Source organism: Campylobacter concisus (assembly GCF_002913545.1).
Taxonomy (GTDB): domain Bacteria; phylum Campylobacterota; class Campylobacteria; order Campylobacterales; family Campylobacteraceae; genus Campylobacter_A; species Campylobacter_A concisus_AV.
Genome location: NZ_PPBR01000124.1, coordinates 109,749 through 128,591 on the forward strand (window position 1 = coordinate 109,749; position 18,843 = coordinate 128,591).

The 18,843-nt window shown below is 38.7% G+C and carries 14 protein-coding genes; 8 read left to right on the top strand and 6 right to left on the bottom strand.

Going from position 1 to position 18,843, the window contains the following annotated elements; all coding sequences use genetic code 11:
• Positions 1–201 precede the first annotated feature (201 nt).
• From CYP05_RS09170 to galU, 4 genes are all read right to left on the bottom strand, one after another.
• Positions 202–1,791, bottom strand: coding sequence for an ABC-F family ATP-binding cassette domain-containing protein (locus tag CYP05_RS09170; protein WP_103642702.1), 1,590 nt, complete (start codon positions 1,789–1,791; stop codon positions 202–204).
• A gap of 61 nt (positions 1,792–1,852) precedes the next feature.
• Positions 1,853–2,398 carry a DUF1287 domain-containing protein gene (locus CYP05_RS09175; RefSeq protein ID WP_103642703.1) on the bottom strand — a complete coding sequence of 182 codons (546 nt, stop codon included), beginning with the start codon at positions 2,396–2,398 and terminating at the stop codon, positions 1,853–1,855.
• Between the two features lie 3 nt (positions 2,399–2,401).
• Positions 2,402–3,622 carry a glucose-6-phosphate isomerase gene (locus CYP05_RS09180; RefSeq protein ID WP_103642704.1) on the bottom strand — a complete coding sequence of 407 codons (1,221 nt, stop codon included), beginning with the start codon at positions 3,620–3,622 and terminating at the stop codon, positions 2,402–2,404.
• Complete coding sequence (gene galU / locus CYP05_RS09185) at positions 3,619–4,440, bottom strand: UTP--glucose-1-phosphate uridylyltransferase GalU (protein WP_103642705.1); 822 nt, start codon at positions 4,438–4,440, stop codon at positions 3,619–3,621. The genes CYP05_RS09180 and galU overlap by 4 nt, the downstream gene beginning before the upstream one ends.
• 126 nt (positions 4,441–4,566) lie before the next feature.
• Between galU and CYP05_RS09190 the strand changes: the two genes are divergently transcribed.
• From CYP05_RS09190 to CYP05_RS09230, 8 genes are all read left to right on the top strand, one after another.
• Positions 4,567–5,202, top strand: coding sequence for an IMPACT family protein (locus CYP05_RS09190; protein WP_103642706.1), 636 nt, complete (start codon positions 4,567–4,569; stop codon positions 5,200–5,202).
• A 48-nt stretch (positions 5,203–5,250) separates the two neighbouring features.
• Positions 5,251–6,285 carry a type I restriction enzyme HsdR N-terminal domain-containing protein gene (locus CYP05_RS09195; RefSeq protein ID WP_103642707.1) on the top strand — a complete coding sequence of 345 codons (1,035 nt, stop codon included), beginning with the start codon at positions 5,251–5,253 and terminating at the stop codon, positions 6,283–6,285.
• 111 nt (positions 6,286–6,396) lie between these two features.
• Positions 6,397–9,099, top strand: a complete 2,703-nt coding sequence (locus CYP05_RS09200; RefSeq protein WP_103642708.1) for an N-6 DNA methylase — start codon at positions 6,397–6,399, stop codon at positions 9,097–9,099.
• 48 nt (positions 9,100–9,147) lie between these two features.
• The gene (gene lgt, locus CYP05_RS09205) at positions 9,148–9,963 is read left to right on the top strand and encodes a prolipoprotein diacylglyceryl transferase (RefSeq protein WP_103642709.1); all 816 of its coding nucleotides are present in this window, start codon (positions 9,148–9,150) and stop codon (positions 9,961–9,963) included.
• A 119-nt stretch (positions 9,964–10,082) separates the two neighbouring features.
• On the top strand, positions 10,083–10,781 hold the full coding sequence (locus CYP05_RS09210; protein ID WP_035160410.1) for a fumarate reductase cytochrome b subunit: 699 nt from the start codon (positions 10,083–10,085) through the stop codon (positions 10,779–10,781).
• A gap of 14 nt (positions 10,782–10,795) precedes the next feature.
• Positions 10,796–12,814 (top strand): fumarate reductase flavoprotein subunit, encoded by a 2,019-nt coding sequence (locus CYP05_RS09215; protein ID WP_004317497.1) that lies wholly within the window; start codon positions 10,796–10,798, stop codon positions 12,812–12,814.
• Positions 12,807–13,526, top strand: a complete 720-nt coding sequence (locus CYP05_RS09220) for a fumarate reductase iron-sulfur subunit (RefSeq protein ID WP_004317555.1) — start codon at positions 12,807–12,809, stop codon at positions 13,524–13,526. The genes CYP05_RS09215 and CYP05_RS09220 overlap by 8 nt, the downstream gene beginning before the upstream one ends.
• Before the next feature lie 375 nt (positions 13,527–13,901).
• Complete coding sequence (locus tag CYP05_RS09230; RefSeq protein ID WP_103610212.1) at positions 13,902–14,801, top strand: restriction endonuclease; 900 nt, start codon at positions 13,902–13,904, stop codon at positions 14,799–14,801.
• 58 nt (positions 14,802–14,859) lie between these two features.
• On the opposite strand, the gene CYP05_RS09235 is transcribed toward CYP05_RS09230, so the two are convergent.
• Entirely contained in the window at positions 14,860–16,692 is a 1,833-nt protein-coding gene (locus CYP05_RS09235) for a dynamin family protein (RefSeq protein ID WP_103642711.1), read from the bottom strand.
• On the bottom strand, positions 16,685–18,766 hold the full coding sequence (locus CYP05_RS09240) for a dynamin family protein (protein ID WP_103642712.1): 2,082 nt from the start codon (positions 18,764–18,766) through the stop codon (positions 16,685–16,687). Before CYP05_RS09240 ends, CYP05_RS09235 begins: the two co-directional genes overlap by 8 nt.
• Between the last annotated feature and the right edge of the window lie 77 nt (positions 18,767–18,843).

Consider the following 18,843-nt stretch of genomic DNA (forward strand, 5'->3'; position numbering starts at 1 on the left):
AATATAAATTCAAAGTTATCAAAATAGTAAAATAAAAATTCTAAGTTAAATTTTCTTTATAATATTACTTCGTGACACATTTATATGATGGAAATTTAAAATTTACGGTTCTATCTAAATTTACAAACTCGCTATGAATGGTAAATTTAAGGGGATAAATTTAAGCTGCCTCTAGAAATTTCCTAGAGGCAAAGTGAGCTTTTAGCCATCAAGGCCTAAATTTGCTCTATACTCTTCATATGTTCCTTTAAAGTCAACGACTTCGCCACTACCTTTTAGGTGCAAAATTCTATTTGCAAAGGCATCTATCAGCTCCCTGTCGTGGCTTACGCAGATGACTGAGCCATTAAAGTTGTAAAACGCCTCGCCAAGCGCGATGATAGCCTCAAGATCGAGGTGGTTGTTTGGCTCGTCCATGACAAGTAAATTTGGCCTATGAAGCATGAGCTGAGCTAGTCTTACTCGGTGTTTTTCACCACCGCTTAGTGCGCCCACTGCCTTTTCTTGCTCTGCACCGCTAAAGAGCATCCTGCCAAGGCACTTTCTGATCTCGTCGATGTCCTTGTTTTTGGCATCTTGCAAATATTCATATAGCTTTAGCTCGCCATCTATTTTATTTACCGTATCTTGTGCAAAATATCCTAGCTCGATGGTCGCACCTATATGCACTTCGCCCGCGTCAGGCTTTATCTCACCCATTATGATCTTACAAAGTGTGCTTTTACCAACGCCGTTGTGGCCGATGATAGCTAGTTTGTCGCCCTTTTCGAGCTTAAAGTTAAAGTTTTCAAATATCACTTTATCATCAAATTTCTTACATATATTTTTAAGCTCAATTAGCTCATTGCCTATCTCGCGGTTCGCACGAAACAGAATGCTTGGATCACGCCTGCTTGAGACTGCGATCTCGGCGATATCTAATTTTTCAAGCTGTTTTGCACGTGAGGTCGCCTGCTTTGCCTTGCTTGCATTTGCTGAAAATCTTGCGATAAATTTCTCCAGCTCCTCTTTCTCTTTTAGCTTCTTATCACGCTCCATCTCATGCTGCTTTGCGATCAAATTTGCAGCCATGTACCAGTCGTCATAGTTGCCTGAAAACTCGCGAATTTTCTTAAAATCCACATCCAAAATATTTGTACAAACTCTATTTAAAAAGTGTCTGTCGTGACTGATAACTACAAGCGTGCCCTCGTGGCGGTTTAGCTCGTTTTCTAGCCATGCGATCGCGTCTATGTCAAGGTTGTTTGTTGGCTCGTCTAAGAACAAGATGTCTGGCTTTGGAAATAGCACTTGCGCTAGCAAAACTTTAACTTTATCTGAGTTTTCAACCTCGCTCATTAACTTATCAAATTCATTTAGCCCAAGCGAGCTTAGGATTTTTTCTATCCTAGTCTCATACTCGTAGCTTGGGTCTTCTTCAGCGCTTATCATCTCAAGTTCGCTTAAGCGCTCATTTATCTCATCTGTAAATTCCTCGCTCATATAGAGCTTCTCTTTCTCTTTTACAGCGTCATATAGGCGTTTGTTGCCATAAAGCACCGCATCTTTTAGCGTGAAACTTTCAAACGCAAACTGATCTTGCCCAAGCACGCCAACCTTTAGTCCATTTTCTATGATGATCTCGCCGCTAGTTGGCTCGATGGCTCCGCTTAAAATTTTTAAAAATGTCGATTTGCCAGCGCCATTTGCACCGATTAGTCCGTATCTGTTGTGGCGATTTAGCTTTAAATTTACATCCTCAAATAGCAAACTGCTTGCAAATCTTTGAGTAAGTCCCTTAACTTCTAACATTATTTTTCCTTGAATTTGTTTTTTGCGATTTTGCCTAAAATTTGATTAAAAAGCCATTTTGCTACTTTAGTCTAAAATGCCCTGTGATCTTGTAGCTATAAAGTATGTTTTCTTCCTGCACGCCAGAGCCGATATTGTGGATGACAAGCGGTGTTTGGCCTTCAAATTTATCTGAGATCACACCGATTTGAGGTAGATTTCTTGGTAGCATCCATGTGACGATATCCCCTGGCAAAAATTTATCATCACTCACCTCAAAACCTTTTCTTTTTAGAAAGGTAGCGATGTTTAAAACACGCCTGTGATCGATGTTTTTATCAGCCTTTTTAAGGCCCCATTTTTTAGGATAGCTTGCGAAATTTCTACTCATATCTTCAAAAATGAGCCTTTGCAGATCCATATCCTGATGACGTAGCGCCCTTACCACAACGTCGGTGCAAACACCCTTTTTGATATCCACGTCGCCCATTGGGTAAGCGAGCTTTTCGTAGCTTGGGTCGTAGCTTAGCGTCACGCCGATCTGTGACCTAGCGTCATTTACAAATTTACTCGCCGAAAAGGCAAAAATTTGCGTGGCAAAAAGAGCTAAAAGTAGAAATTTTTTCATTTTCTACTTTAAAAGCATTGTTTTTAAGATACGTTTTCCTATCTCAACGCCTGGTTGATCGTAGGTGTTGATGCCTAGCATGATACCAGTGGCCGAGGTTAGTAGCTCGTAGTAAAAAATGAGCCAGCCAGCATGAAACTCATCAAGCCTCTCAAGTGTGATCGTATCGACACTTATACCCTCTTGCACCAGAGCCATAGCCGTCGCGTCGCACTGCAAATTTATAAGCTCATTTAGGCTTAGACCCGCCACAAAATCGCACTCCTCAAGCCCTTTTAGGCTTAAATTTGGGATAGTCTTGTCGCTTGCGTGATCTTTTATCTTTATAAATGTCACACTCTTATCTTTTACACCGTCCATGATAAGCTGCAAAAAGCTGTGCTGATCGCGGCTGCCGACAAGTCCAACTGGCGTAAGTCCGACCCTTTTATAGCCTCTTTTTTTACCAAGGCTCTCCGCCCAAAGCTGCACGTACCAGTCGTTAAATTCAAAAAATCTATCGCAATAGCTAAAAATGACATTTATGCTGGCACTTCTGCTAGTGGCGTAGTGGTAGGCTTTAGCGACTATTGAGCTATCTTTTTGCTCGATGTATTGCTTCTTGCAAGCAAGCGCACCCTCCAAAAGTGCCTTTATATCGTAGCCGCAGATACCAAGAGGCACAAGGCCGATCGCACTTAGTACGCTAAATCTCCCGCCAACATTCTTTGGGATATTAAAAAATTTAATCCCATTTTCTTTGGCGAAATTTTCTAAATTTGTGCCAGGATCTGTGATGATGAGGAAATTTTTGCCTAAATTTTGAGGTTTAAAGTCATCAAGCAAGCACTTAAAAATAGTGATTGTCTCGATCGTGTTGCCTGATTTTGAGCTTATTATAAAAAGTGTCTCGTCAAAATTTAGCCCACTAAGCGTGCTTTTGTAGCTGCAAGGATCGACGTTATCTAAAAATAAAAGCTCTCTTTTTATCCCCTTTGTGCCTTCAAGCATTGATTTTAGCGCCTTTACACCAAGACTACTGCCACCAATGCCAACAAGTACTACATTTTTGATATGAGCTAGCCCCTTTTCATACTCTTCGATCTCACCAAGCAAATTTTGCCCAAGAGTTGGCAAGTGATAGTAGCCTATCTCGCCGCTTTCGTACTCGTCGTTTATGCGTTTGGCGTAGGAGTCGATGACCTCGCTACTTGCAAAGTTAAATTTAAATGAAGTTTCTATCATTTACTGCGCTCGTAAAAGAAATTTGTAGCCTCGACAAAGCCATCGATACTGCCACAATCAAACCTCTTGCCCTTAAATTTATAAGCTATCACCATACCCTCTTTTGCCTGCGTTTTTAGCGCGTCTGTGATCTGGATTTCACCATTTTTGCCTGGTTTTGTTCGCTCTAAGATGTTAAAAATATCTGGCGTTAGGATGTAGCGGCCAATTATCGCTAAATTTGTCGGAGCCTCAGCAGGATCAGGCTTTTCAACCATATCATCGACCATTATAAGATCATCTTCTATAAACCTACCGCTTACGACGCCATAAGACTTGGTCTGCTCTTTTGGCACCTCCATCACTGCAACGACGCTGCAGCGATACTTTTCATAAATTTTAACCATTTGCAAAAGCACGCCCTCGCCATTTTCATTTATGCATAGATCATCTGCCAAAATGACCCCAAATGCCTCGTCACGAACTAGAGTTTTGCCTGTATAAATGGCGTGTCCAAGCCCTTTCATAGCATTTTGCCTAGTAAATGAAAATGTGCATGAGCTCATTAAATTTCTAACTTCGCTTAGTAGTGACTCTTTTGAGCTGCCTGCGATCTCTTTTTCTAGCTCGTAGCTGATGTCAAAATAGTCCTCAAGCGCCCTTTTTCCGCGTCCTGTGACAAAGGCCATATTCTCCATGCCAGCCTCAAGCGCCTCATCAACGCCGTAGTGAATGAGCGGTTTTGTAAGGATCGGCAACATCTCTTTTGGGAGCGATTTTGTAGCTGGTAAAAACCTCGTTCCATATCCAGCCGCTGGAAATAGGCAAGTTTGTATCATTTTAGTCCTTCGTGAAAAATTGCAAAATTCTACTATCTTTTCCTTAATAATATAAATTTGTCTGAATTTACAAGGCTTTAATTAGCAAATTGATAAGATTTTTAAAATTTTTAAAAAAGAGCAAATTTGCAGACGATTGATAGGATATTTAAAGCCCAGCTTGATATAAAAAAGTCAAATTTCTTAGCATTTTTGTGCCCGATAAGCTCGTTTAAAAGCTTGCATGAGCGCCTAAAAGAGGAGCATTTTAAGGCTGTTCACGTAGTTTGGGCGACAAGGGAGCTAAACAAATATGGACAAATCGTTGAAAATCAAAGTGATGATGGCGAGCCAAAGGGCACTAGCGGCCAGCCAAGCCTAAACGCGCTAAGAGGGGCGGGGCTTATAAACGTTGGTGTCTTGATAGTTCGCTACTTTGGCGGGATAAAGCTTGGCACTGGAGGGCTTGTTAGGGCCTACTCAGGGGCTGTGAATGAAGCGATAAATGAAGCCATAAAAGATGGTGGCGTGATGAAATTTGAGTTAAAAGATGAGGTTAAATTTTTTACACCATTTTCGCTGATGAGCCGCTTTGAGCACTATTTTGCCACTAAAAATTTAAGTGAGTTTGAAAGAGAATTTAATGACCTTGGAGCGATTTGGAGCGTAAATTTAAACGAAGCCGAGTTTGCTGAGCTATTTAAATTTTGCAAAGAATTTGAAGCAAGCGAGTTTAAATTTCTAGCCTTGCCACTTGGTAGCAAAGCGCTGTTTATTTATTAAAAGCCAAATCATTGTAAAATATCAAAAATTAAAGCAAAAAGAGAGAAAATGATAACAAAGGAAAATTTAAGAGAAGTTCTTCAAAAACTAAATTTTACGTTAGACGAAAATGGTGAAATTTTTACTAAAAATTATCAAAACGACAATATCCTAGTAAATTTTAAATCTCAAAAAATTATCTATCCAAAAGAGCTTATTTGCGGCGATAAAACTAGCTCAAATTTCGATCATCCCGAAAATTTCGTCGTTTTAGAGTGTATAGATCGCCTTTTAACTAGCGGTTATACGCCTTCAAATTTAGAGATAGAGCGCAAGTGGAAACTCGGCAGAGATCAGAAAAGCGGTAAAGCCGACATTATCGTAAAAGACAATCAAGGCTCAACATATATGATAATAGAATGCAAAACTTTTGGCATGGAGTATAAAAAAGAGCTATCCAAAATGAGAGAAAACGGCGGTCAGCTTTTTAGCTATTATCAGCAAGAAACATCTGCAAAGTTTTTGCTTCTTTATACGGCTGATTTTGATAGCAATACACCTAAAAGCGAGTACTTTGCGATAGATTTAAGCGACGATGAAAAGATAAGTAAAAACACCGATAAAACCTATGAAAATGCTACGAATAATATAGAAAAATTTCAAGTTTGGCGAGATACTTATGAGTATGATGGCTTTAGCGTAGGTGTATTTGATAGCAAGCCGTTTAACATAAAACAAAATCAAAAAACATTGCGGAGCTTACAGGAGATTACTTTAAGCGACGTGGGCGGTAAATATAATGAATTTGCGACAATTATGCGAAAGTACAACATTAGTGGAAGAGAAAACGCTTTTGACAAACTCTTAAATTTATTTCTTTGTAAGATTATTGATGAGTTAGAAAATCCAAACGAGCTTAAATTTAGCTATCGCGGCAAAAGATATGACGACGTTTACGCTTTTAGCGATAGGCTCCAGCAACTTTATCAAAAAGGCATGATGAAATTTTTGCAAAAAGAGATCGCATACGTCTCGGACGAGCAAATTCAAGATGCTTTTAAATTTCTTCAAAAAGATCCCGACGAGACTAAAAAGACGATATAAAAATATTTCAGAGAGCTTAAATTTTACACAAATAATGACTTTGCGTTTATAGAAGTTTATAATGAAGAGCTTTTTAAGAAAAATGTCAAAATTTTGACCGAAGTAGTCGAAATGTTTGAAAATATTCGTCTAACAAATAGCGAGCATAATCAATTTTTAGGCGATTTATTTGAGGGCTTTCTGGACCAAGGCATCAAGCAAAGCGAAGGTCAGTTTTTTACTCCGCTTCCTATCGTTAAATTTATTATTCAAAGCCTGCCAATAGAGCAAATTTTAAAAGACAATGAAGACGTTAGAGTAATTGACTATGCTTGCGGTGCGGGGCATTTTATAAATGAATATGCAAGCTTTATTAAGGCTCATTATATAAAAGATGCGAACGAATTAAAGCGTCATCACAAAAATATTTACGGCGTAGAAAAAGAAAGCCGTTTGGGTAAAGTAAGTAAGGTTGCAAGTTTTATGTATGGGCAAGACTTAAACATTATAGATCAAGACGCGCTAGCCTACCACAAAGATATCGACAAAGGCGGTTTTAATGTCTTAATCGCAAATCCACCCTACTCAGTAAAAGGTTTTTTAACGACGTTAAAAGATGATGATAATTACGAGAAGTACGAACTTGGCGCATTAATTGATACTCTAGAAACCAATAATGTAATCGAGTGTTTTTTTGTGGATAGGGCTGCCCAAATTTTAGATAAAGACGGCGTTTGCGGTATCGTTTTGCCAAGCTCGCTTATAAATAAAACTGGTAAAATTTACGAGAAAACGCGCGAAATTTTGTTAGGAAATTTCGAGATTATCGCCATTAGTGAATTCGGAAATAAAACATTCGGCAAAACTGGCACAAATACGGTTATTTTATTTTTACGCCGTCTAGCAAACAAGCCGAACGCCTTAGTCCACGCCAAAAACCGTGCCGTTAGCGTTATAAACGACGGCAGGTTTTTAGCGCAATATAACGACTGGCTAAATTTAGGCGAATACTGCGAATTTATGGGCTACGACAAAGATAAATACAAAAAATTTATAACGCAAAACGAACTTTTTGTAAATGATATTTTTAGCGAATACGAATCGGCTTTTAAATCTAGTAGCGAGTATAAAAATATAGATAAGAAAAAAATTCCTGATGAACAAAAGAAGGCTAAAATTTCTAAAAAAAAGATCGAGTTCATAAAGGCTATCGAGATAGAAAAATTTAGCATCTTTCAGCTCGTAAATTCTCAAACCACGCTCATAACTAAAGCGCCGAGCGATAACGAGGAACAGAAAAAATTTTTGGGATATGATTGGAGTAATGCCAAAGGCAACGAAGGAATAAAATATATAACGGATACGGCGATGGGCGGCGATGACAACGAGACAATAGAAAATATAAAAAAGATAAGCTCGATTAAGACCGCGCTTTACGATCCGACGGATTTAGATAATCCCGAAAAATTAAATTTTATCATTCGCGAAGCTTTCGACGGAAAATTAAAACGAATTAACGAGAGCTTAAAGCCGTATGCAAATTTAGTAAATTTACGCGATTGCATAGATTTTCACCGTGCTAGTTTCGATAAGGCGATAAATTTAAGCATGAAAAGTAATATAAAGATAATGAGTGAGTATCCGATGGTGAAGCTTGGGACTTTGCTTAATACAATAGAAACTGGCTCGCGTCCAAATGGTGGAGTTGGTAATTTAAATGAGGGTGCGTTAAGCCTTGGTGGAGAGCATATTCATAATACAAACGGCATAATAAATTTGGTAAATCCAAAATTTGTAAGCATTGAGTATTATGAAAATAATCAAAAAGGCAGATCAGAACAAAATGATATTTTGCTTTGCAAAGATGGAGCATTAACTGGGAAAATTGCACTTTTAAGAGATGAGCTGAATAACAGAAAAGCTATGGTAAATGAGCATATTTTCATACTTCGAGCAGCCGATATAATTACTCAGAAATATATTTTTTATTTTTTATATTCTCCGTTGGGTCAACAAATTTTAAAACAAAACATTACCGGTGCAGCACAAGGTGGGCTAAATTCTACAAATTTAAAAAACATAAGAATTCCTTTTAGTAATAATAAAGAAAATAAAAAAGTGTTTCAAAAAATCGTAGCCGAATGCGAAAAAGTAGATAATGAGTTTAAAACTATTAGAATGGAAATTGACGAGCTAAAAGCTAAAATGAGCGAAATTTTTACAAAATTCGGAATAAGTTTTAACACAAATGGGGGGGGGTATGAGCCGTTAAGGAATTTTGGCGTCGTATTTAACCCTTCAAAATCTGAAATTAGAAATTTACCGAGCGACTTACTAGTATCTTTCGTAGATATGCAAAGCGTTAACGAAAACGGATATATAGAAAATAAAATAACTAAGCCGTTAAAGGAAGTAAGGATGGGTAGTTACACGTATTTTGCGGAAAATGACATAATAATCGCTAAAATAACGCCTTGTATGGAAAACGGCAAGTGCGCCGTGGCGAGCGGTTTATCAAACGGTATAGGGCTTGGAAGTAGCGAATTTCACGTTTTAAGATGTGATGCAAGTAAAATTTTACCTAAATTTTTATTCGGATTTTTAAATAGGCAAATAATTAGAGACGAAGCGGCAAAAAATATGACGGAAGCAAGCGGTCATCGTCGAGTTCCAATAAAATTTTATCAAGACCTAGGAGCTAAATTTCCATCGATTGAAATCCAAAAGCAAATCGTAACCGAATTTGAAAATTTAGAAAGCGAAATTTTGCGAAGAGAAGAAAAGCTGACAAATTTACAAGGTAAATACAATGAAATTTTAAATAGACATTTATAGTTTAAGCCTTTACATTATAAAATCCATAAAAAAATAAAGTGAGACTTTATGGAAATTTGGAACGACATCTATAACCACTTCAACCCAGTCGCTTTTAGCGTCTTCGGCTTTAGCGTGCACTGGTATGGGCTTATGTATATTTTGGCCCTTGTTTTGGCGCTCGCCATGGCAAAATATCTCGTTAAAAAAGATGATATCCAAATCTCAAATCAACTTTTAGATAATTACTTTTTTTGGGTAGAAATAGGCGTTATTTTAGGCGCTAGACTTGGCTGGGTTTTAGTTTATTCTGGCGAAGCGGGATATTATCTAACGCAGCCTTGGCAAATTTTTAATCCAATGCACAACGGCGAGTTTATAGGAATTCGCGGCATGAGTTACCACGGCGCTGTGGTTGGCTTTTTGCTAGCGACAATTTTATTTTGCAAAAGATATAAGCAAAACGCATGGCAGTTACTTGATCTTTGCGCCATCTGCATACCTTTTGGCTACACCTTTGGCAGGATAGGAAATTTCTTAAATCAAGAGCTTTTTGGACGAGTCACAGACGTGCCTTGGGCGATAAACGTCTTTGGTCAGCCAAGACATCCAAGCCAGCTTTACGAGGCATTCTTAGAAGGTTTAGTTATTTTTGTCATTTTATTTTTATATAGAAAATATAAGAAATTTAATGGCGAGCTCATAGCACTTTACGCCATTTTATACACATTTGCAAGATTTATTTGTGAATTTTACAGAGAGCCTGATTCTGGACTTGGATTTATTATCTTTGGTCTATCAATGGGGCAAATTTTATCACTTATTATGTGCGGGTTCGGAATTTTTGTCTATATAAAACTCTACAAGAGATTTACGAAAATTTAATGTCAATATTTAAAATTTATTAAAGTAAAGTTCTGATAACATTAGCTTTATCAATTAATACTAATGTTTAAATTAGTATTAAGAAATGATAACTTATTTCAAATTTCTTAGGAGGGCTCATGACCGGGCTTATAGAAGGTTTTTTGGGGAAACGGTCGGACGGCAAAAAAAGCCGCACTCCAGCCGCTTGGGATAGATGGCAAAGTATTACAGGATTTATTCTAGCCTGTTTCATATTGTGCCATATGGTTTTTACTTCTACTATACTACTTGGCAAAGACGCATTTAACGCTGTCGTAGGATTTGCAGAGGCTAAATTTTTATTTGGCGAGGCTACTTGGTGGATCACAAATGTTATAGCTGCTGTTATCTTTGTAGTTTTTGTAACTCACGCCTTCTTGGCAATGAGAAAATTTCCTGCAAATTACAGACAATACTTAATGTTTAGAGGCCACAAAGACCGCATGAAGCACCTTGATACCACACTTTGGTGGTTCCAGTTTTTAACAGGCTTTGCTCTATTTTTTGCAGCAAGCGCCCACCTTATAGATATTATCTTTGGCGGACACATCACTGCTGACAAATCAGCTGCTGCTTTTCACAAACTAGAAATTTTCTACTTCGCACTACTTGTTTTCATGGTCGTTCACGCTAGCGTTGGCATGTACCGCTTATATGTCAAATGGGTAAGCATTGATGGCGTAAATAAACACGAAATGTTTGCTAAAAGAAATAAGGCAAAGACAGTTGTATTTGTCATTTATGGCATACTTGCTGTGATCGCGCTAATCGCCGATTTCGTGTGGATCAGCCATTAAAAAGGAGCTAGAAGATGAATGTAAAATATTATGACGCATTGGTAATTGGTGGCGGTCTAGCTGGTCTTAGAGCTGCTGTGGCTGCTGGAGAAAAGGGTTTAAGCACCGTAGTTTTGAGCCTCATCCCTGTAAAACGCTCTCACTCTGCTGCTGCACAAGGTGGCATGCAAGCAAGTCTTGGTAACTCTAAAATGAGTGAAGGTGATAACGAAGATGTCCATTTTGCTGACACGGTAAAAGGTAGCGACTGGGGTTGCGATCAACAAGTTGCACGTATGTTTTGTCAAACCGCTCCAAAAGCTATTAGAGAGCTTGCAGCTTGGGGCGTGCCTTGGACTAGGATCACAAAAGGCGAAAGAAGCGCTATTATCAACGCTCAAAAGACAACTATCGTTGAAAAAGAAGAGGTTCATGGCCTTATCCACTCACGTGACTTCGGTGGTACAAAAAAGTGGAGAACTTGCTACACAGCTGACGCAACTGGTCACACCATGCTTTTTGCTGTTGCAAACGAAGCGCTTAAACACAATGTAGAAATTCACGACCGCAAAGAGGCGATCGCTTTGATACACCAAAATAATCGCTGTTACGGCGCGATCGTTCGTGACCTAGTAAATGGCGAGATCACAGCTTATGTTTCAAAAGGCACACTTATAGCAACTGGCGGATACGGTAGAGTTTATAAACACACTACAAACGCTGTTGTTTGCGAGGGTATCGGCGCTGCGATCGCACTTGAGACTGGCGTAGCTCAGCTTGGCAACATGGAAGCTGTTCAGTTTCACCCAACTCCGATCGTCCCATCTGGCATTCTTTTAACAGAAGGTTGCCGCGGTGATGGCGGAATTTTACGTGACGTTGATGGATACCGCTTTATGCCTGATTATGAACCAGAGAAAAAAGAGCTAGCTAGCCGTGACGTCGTTAGCCGCCGTATCATGGAGCACATCCGTGCAGGCAAAGGCGTACCTAGCCCATACGGATATCACGTTTGGCTTGATATCTCTATCCTCGGACGCGAGCACATCGAGAAAAATTTACGTGACGTTCAAGAAATTTGCGAAATTTTTAACGGCATCGATCCTGCTGACACTGAAGTATATACCGATGAGACAGGACATCAGCGTGGCAAAGGCTGGGCGCCGATCCTACCTATGCAGCACTACTCAATGGGCGGCATCAAGACAAAACCAACTGGCGAGAGCCCAACACTAGCTGGTCTATTTAGCGCTGGTGAGGCTGCTTGCTGGGATATGCACGGCTTTAACCGCCTTGGTGGTAACTCAGTTTCTGAGACAGTCGTCGCTGGTATGATCGTTGGTGATTATTTTGCAGATTATTGCGCTAGCCACGAGATCGAGATAAACACAGCTGATATCGAGAAATTTGTTAAAAAACAAGAAGACTATCTAAATAGCCTCGTCACAAAAGAGGGCAAATTTAACGTCTTTGATATCAAAAATAAGATGAAAGAGGTAATGTGGGAGCACGTTGCGATATTTAGAACAGGCAAAGGTCTAGAGCTTGCTGTTAAAGAGCTTGAAGCACTCTACAAAGAGTCACTTGATGTAAAAGTAAGCAACAAAGCACTATTTGGCAACCCAGAGCTTGAAGAAGCTTACCGCGTGCCAAAGATGCTAAAACTAGCACTTTGTATCGCAAAAGGTGCGCTTGATAGAACAGAGAGCCGTGGTGCTCACTGCCGTGAAGACTATCCAAAGAGAGATGACCTTAACTGGCTAAACAGAACGCTTACAAGCTGGAAAGAAGGCGACACTATGCCAACTATCACTTATGAGCCACTTGATATCATGAAGATGGAGATGCCGCCAGCATTTAGAGGTTATGGTGCAAAAGGAAATATCATCGAGCATCCAAACAGCGCTATCCGCCAAAAAGAGGTCGATGAAATTCGCGAGAAAATGCAAGCAGAAGGCAAGAGCAGACAAGAAATTCAAGAGGCTTTGATGCACTATGACCTTCAACCAAAATATAAAGCACCAAATGAAAGAGCAGGTATAGGAAATGAGTAGAAAAATAACCATAAAAGCTTTTAAATACAATCCTTTAAGCAAAGTTTCAAAGCCTCATTTTGCGACTTATGAGCTTGAAGAGACCGATGGTATGACGCTATTTATCGCGTTAAATCAAATTCGTGAGAAATTTGATCCAGATCTTAGCTTTGACTTTGTTTGTCGTGCGGGAATTTGCGGAAGTTGTGGCATGCTAGTAAATGGCAAGCCAAGCCTAGCTTGCAGAACCCTAACAAAAGACTTTGAAAGCGGTGTAATTGAGCTTATGCCTTTGCCAGTCTTTAAACTACTAAAAGATCTAAGCGTAGATACTGGCAACTGGATGAACGCTATGAGTAAGCGTGTCGAGAGCTGGATACACACAGATCATGAGACAGATATCTCTAAGCTTGAAGAGAAAGTTGAGCCAGAAGTCGCCCAAGAAGTTTTCGAGCTTGATCGCTGTATAGAGTGCGGAATTTGTGTCGCATCTTGCGGAACAGCTATCATGAGACCTGATTTCATCGGCGCTGTTGGTCTAAACAGGGTTGCTAGATTTAAGATAGACGCACTTGATAAGAGAACTGACGAGGACTTTTACGAGCTAATCGGCGATGATGATGGCGTATTTGGTTGTATGACTTTGCTTGGCTGCGAAGACAACTGCCCAAAACACCTACCACTTCAAAGCCGCATAGCTTATATGCGTAGAAAAATGGCTGCTATAAAGTAGCAAAGGGGCTGTAAAAAGCCCCAAATTTATTTAAAAATTCTACAAACTGACGCCAAGATACAGATACAAATATCTAGAGCTGCAAATAAGAAAAATACAAATATTAAAAGCGGAAACGACAAGACTAAGCCCATTATATAGCCAAGCGGCAAGGTAATAAAAAATAAAAGACCAAAGCCAACACTAAAGCAAAAAAATAGCGCAAACAATGAAGCGATCACGTTTATAAATAAGTTGATATTATCAGAGAAAAACTCTGTTAGGCTTATATATTTCATGCGGTGATTATATCCCTAAAAATGTAAAAACAAGAATTTTTTTGGTAAAAAATTTATATAATTTGACATCAAACAACTTCATTTTTTAGGACATAAAATGATACCAAGTTATAAAGAGATGATGCTACCCATTTTAGAATTTGTAGCACAAAATAACAATACAAACAGAAGTGAAATTTACAAATTTATAATAAACCAGTTTAAGCTAAACGATGAAGATCTTTTGCAAAGGATAAAAAGAGGGACACCTACTTATATAAACCGTGCCGACTGGGCTCTAACGTATCTGGCAACCACCGCACAGGTAAAAGCAAAACCAAAGATGAAGCCTCTTGAGAAAGTTGGTAAAAGTCTGTTTTCTATAACAAATTTTGGTAAAGAGCTGATAAGCAGCAAGAACGCAAAAGAGAAATTTATATCTTGGTATGATGAAATTTATAAACAAGAGATCAAACAAGAAAAGAAAGAAGCAGTAGAAAATACACCAGACGACAGCCTAAAAGAGGCATATGAAAAGATAAAAGAAGAGCTAAAAAGTGAAATTTTATCTAGCATTTTGGAAAAAGAGCCGAGATTTTTCGAGCATCTAGTAACAGAGCTTTTAGAAAAAATGGACTATGGAACTGGGAGCCTTACAAACAAAGGTCCAGATGGCGGGATAGATGGCATAATAGACGAAGATGAGCTAGGACTTTCTAAAATTTACATCCAAGCAAAGAGATATAAAGATGGTAGCAACATAGGCAGGCAAGAGATCCAGCAGTTCATCGGCGCTATCTCAAATAAAAATACCAAAAAAGGCGTTTTTATTACAACGGCAAAATTTACAAAAGAGGCACAAACGTTTGCCAAATATAGTCAAAACTTTAGCGTAGTCTTGATAGATGGAGACAGACTGGCTGAGCTAATGATAAAGTATAAAGTAGGCGTTCAAATAGGCCAGATATATGAAATTTGCAAGATCGACACCGACTTTTTTGATGAAAATAATTTTTAAAAATGCTAGCGAATTTAAAATTTGCAAGACACTTGCACGCGCAGTTTGAGTTCAAATTTCACTTTAATATCACCGAACTCTCTTGCAGTTTTTCTAGCTTTAAAATTTGCTCTTTTGGCTTTGCTTTTAGGCGCTCAAGCATCGCTATTTTTTGGGCGTAAATTTCATTAAATTCGGTCTTTATATCAAGCAAAGTTTTATTTAAAAATGAGCTATTTGAGCACATAAGATCATCAAATTCATACAAACTAAAGGCATTTAGCATGCGCTCATAAACCTCTTTTGCGCTTGGGATGTAGAGTGGAGTGCCCATTTGCAGGTGCGAATTTAGCGAGTTTTCGATCTTTTGCTTTAGAAAATAAACCGCTAGCTTAAGCGCATTTTCGTAGTTTGACGCAACCTTTACGTCAAGCTTTTCAAAAAAGAACGATATCTTTTGCGTCGCCTTAAATTTGGCATTTTCATACTCTCTTAAGAAGTTCTCATAGGTCCTGCCAGCGTAGGTATTTATCGATTTTGTCTCGTAGTTTGAGGCAAACTCATCAAATGGATTAAAGCTCTCGTAGCGAGATTTATAAACGAAAAGCTCATCTTCTAAGCTTTTATAAAGCTCATCAAAAGCCGATATGATCTCATTTTCAAGTTCTTTTAGATCTCTTTTGTAGCGTTTAAAAAATTTAGAAAAAATGGCGTCTTCGTAGATGAGCTTTGAAAAGACCTCGTCCGTGTCAAGGCTTATCATCTCAAAATTTTCTCGCTTATAAATTTCTTTGTTTAAAAGCGTCTTTGCTGGGTTAAATTTTGTCCTAGAAAATGGCTTAAGCAGCTTAAAAACTTCATCGCTTGCAAGCTTGATAGCTTCGCTCATATCGCTGTATCGCAGAGCGATTTTAGGTTTAAACTCCTCTTTTATAGCCTCTAGTTTTTCTTCAAGTGTGGCATTAAATTTATCCAAAATTTCATCAGCTGCGCTATAAACTTTTAGGCGATTTTCTTGCTCGCTAATTAAAAAATTTACTATCTTTTTTGCCCTTGCTTTTATGAAATTTTCTTTAAAGTTCGCGTTTAAAAACGCCTCTTTTACCGCGCTTAGCGCTTTAGCGAAATTTGAGCTTTCTAGCTCGCTCTTGTTTTTATTTGTGATGCCATGGAGTGCTTGCTTTGACGAGATGGCGATGATATCTTCAAAAAGCTCGCCGTAAGTTTGCCTAGCGTGTTTTAGCAAACTTTCAAGCTCATCCTCGCTTAGCTTATCCTTTTGGTTGATGAAGCAAAGCGCCTTTAGATCGTTTGTCCTTAAAATTTCTTCTACACTTTCAAGCTCGCTAGCCTTTGCAGCGTTATTTGCGAGGCTTAGCCAGATCGCGCCACAGACTTTTTTGAGCGTGTTTTTGGTCTCTTTTGTATCGGCATCTCGTAGCGAGTTTAGACCTGGCGTGTCGATGAAATTTACCTCTTTTAAAATTTCACTTGGCGCATAAAGTGTCATGCTTTTTATCTGCTCGCTCATGGCGTTTAGCTCTGCAAGCTCGCTGCTAGCTAGCAAGCTCTCGCTGCCATTTGTAAATTTCACGCTAAGAAGCGGCATCTTTGCAAATTTTAGCCGCACAGCCTTTGCCGTGACAGGCGTTAGACCTGATGGCAAGATGTTTTGCCCAAGCAGAGCGTTTAAAAATGTTGATTTGCCACTTGAAAACTGCCCGATGACGGCGATTAGAGGCGGCTCATTTAGAGTGTCGATTAGTAAATTTAGGCTCTCTTTTATCTCATCGCTTGCGTGCAGGCTTGGATCGTTTAACTCATTTACCAGCCTTGCTAGCTCGCCCTTAAAGTCGTTTGTAAAAACCTTAAAATATCTCGCCTTATAGGCATTTATGAACTCATTAAACATTTTCTAGCTCCCCTAAAAGCGAGCAAATTTCATCTTGCAAGGCGTTTTGCTCTTTTAGTTTTAAAAGTGAGTTTTGATTTTGCGAGTTAAGCTTTTCTAGCTCACGATCTAACTCTTTTAGCCTCTTATCAAGCGTGGCTTTTTGTGCGGTTTGGTAGGTTTTTATGAGGTTTAAAAGGCGATTTTTTTCGTGGTCAGTTAAAATTTCACAAAATTGAGAGATATTTTTATCTTTTAGCAAGCCCTCTTTTAAGCCTAAAAGTGCTTCACTTGCGTCACTTGAAATTTTCGCTCTAAATGTAGCTAAAAGCTCCTTAAATTCAAGCTTTACGCCCATTTGCTCTAAAAAGTCATTGATGTTAAAAACCTCATCTTTGCTCATCACATAATCATCAAAATTTAAAGCGATGTTTTGCTCGCACGATCTTGTTTGCACCAAAGTCTCGTTTCTAGCCTCTCTCATAAGTGCCATCACACCGTCACGAAGCGTTGTTTTTGCTATTTGCTCTAGGCGCTCAAAATTTAAGCTTTGCTTTTTACTTTTGCAGTAGGCTATCTCGCTTTTTACCTTATCGTTTAAGTTTTGCAAAAGCGTCTCAAGCCCCATTTTATAGATGTTTTTGGTGTTGCTGCTTTCAAGCTTTGCAAGCTCGTTTTTGGTTAGGCTTTCAAGTTTAGAGAAATTTTCACTAAGTGCGTTTTTGACGTTTGCCTGCTCATTTTGAAGCTTTTTAAGCTCCACTTCATAAGCTTTGAGCGACAAAATTTCAGCCTTAGTAGCTTCAAGCTTGCTATTTAGGATATTTTTTAGCTCCTTTTGATACGAGCTTAAGATAAGTACTGATTTTTTAGAGTTTTTGCCAAAGAGCACCTCGTAAAGATAGTCCTTAAACTCCTCTACACCGCTATTTGCAGCACCTTCTAAAAAGCTTTTTGCACTAAGTGCAAAATAATCAATCTCCACGCCATTTATCTGCTCACCGATCGCTTTTTTAGTGTAGTTTAGCGTCTCGTTTAGCTCTTTAGCACTTAACTCATCAGCGTGAGTTAACACCACAGCAAGCCTTACGATGTGCGAGTTTTCAAGGCATTTTTTTAAAAATAGAGCGTCCTTTTGCGTGGCACTTTGCGAGGCATTCATGAGGTGGGCTAAAAGGTCGCACTCCCTCATAAAATTTGTAGTGATCTGCTCCCTTAAAACCACCGCATCATCGATACCTGGCGTGTCTATGATGCAGACATTGTCTTTTAAAAGCTCCAAATCGTCATAAAGCTCGACGCTTTTTACGAGATTTGCTGTTTTTGAGCTTGAAGAGGTGTAGTTTTTTATCTCGTCTATGCCGATATCTACGCTTTTGCTTGGTAAATTTTCACTTGGTACACCAAGTGCTAAAAGCTCATCAATGCTGTAAAAATTTACCCTTGCAAAGCTATCTTTAGAGTATTTTAAAATGGTTAAATTTATCGTTTCTGGCACGTTTGAAGCGCCAAGGACGGATTTGTTTAAAAGGGCGTTTAGAAGGGTTGATTTGCCAGAGTTTATGACGCCACTTGCAGCTATTTTAAAAAGCGTTTCGTTTGATCTTTTTTTGGCAGCCACAAGCGCCTCTAAAAATGTTTTATCGCTATCAAGTAAGCTTGCTTTTTCGTTTATCTCATTTAAAAAGTCTAGGTTTTTATGGAAGTGATCTTTTGGCTTGGTATGAGAAATTTTAGCCTCATTAGCGCCTTTGTTTTTGCTTATGATCTTTTCTAAAAAGGCAAATTTCTCATCATCTATGATCTTTTCATCACGTAATTTTTCTAGGTATTTTACTATCTCATCACTTGAAATTTTAGCCTCATTTAGTGCTTTCAGAGTCGCAAGCTGCGCACTTTGTATGCTAAATATATCTAGCTCGATTTTAAGCTTTTTTAGCACCGCTCTAAACTCATCAAGCGCCATAAACTGATCTAAATTTTTCTCGTCGCATACTAAAAGAAGAGCTAGCAGATCTGGGTAAAATGGCACGCTAGCAGCAGCATTTGTATAAATTTTATTTGCACGCCAAGCCTGTTTTAAAAACTCATCCATAAAGACTCTTTTTGTTGATATTTTAGGATTTTATTAAATTTTTACTTATGAAGTTATCAAAAAATTTAAGCACAAAA

Excerpts from the sequence above, each read along its gene's own strand:
- CYP05_RS09170 (WP_103642702.1), bottom strand. The coding sequence starts at position 1,791 with ATGTTAGAAGTTAAGGGACTTACTCAAAGATTTGCAAGCAGTTTGCTA.
- galU (WP_103642705.1), bottom strand. The coding sequence starts at position 4,440 with ATGATACAAACTTGCCTATTTCCAGCGGCTGGATATGGAACGAGGTTT.
- lgt (WP_103642709.1), top strand. The coding sequence starts at position 9,148 with ATGGAAATTTGGAACGACATCTATAACCACTTCAACCCAGTCGCTTTT.
- CYP05_RS09215 (WP_004317497.1), top strand. The coding sequence starts at position 10,796 with ATGAATGTAAAATATTATGACGCATTGGTAATTGGTGGCGGTCTAGCT.
- CYP05_RS09235 (WP_103642711.1), bottom strand. The coding sequence starts at position 16,692 with ATGTTTAATGAGTTCATAAATGCCTATAAGGCGAGATATTTTAAGGTT.
- CYP05_RS09180 (WP_103642704.1), bottom strand. The coding sequence starts at position 3,622 with ATGATAGAAACTTCATTTAAATTTAACTTTGCAAGTAGCGAGGTCATC.
- CYP05_RS09240 (WP_103642712.1), bottom strand. The coding sequence starts at position 18,766 with ATGGATGAGTTTTTAAAACAGGCTTGGCGTGCAAATAAAATTTATACA.
- CYP05_RS09195 (WP_103642707.1), top strand. The coding sequence starts at position 5,251 with ATGATAACAAAGGAAAATTTAAGAGAAGTTCTTCAAAAACTAAATTTT.
- CYP05_RS09220 (WP_004317555.1), top strand. The coding sequence starts at position 12,807 with ATGAGTAGAAAAATAACCATAAAAGCTTTTAAATACAATCCTTTAAGC.
- CYP05_RS09210 (WP_035160410.1), top strand. The coding sequence starts at position 10,083 with ATGACCGGGCTTATAGAAGGTTTTTTGGGGAAACGGTCGGACGGCAAA.
- CYP05_RS09200 (WP_103642708.1), top strand. The coding sequence starts at position 6,397 with ATGTTTGAAAATATTCGTCTAACAAATAGCGAGCATAATCAATTTTTA.
- CYP05_RS09175 (WP_103642703.1), bottom strand. The coding sequence starts at position 2,398 with ATGAAAAAATTTCTACTTTTAGCTCTTTTTGCCACGCAAATTTTTGCC.
- CYP05_RS09230 (WP_103610212.1), top strand. The coding sequence starts at position 13,902 with ATGATACCAAGTTATAAAGAGATGATGCTACCCATTTTAGAATTTGTA.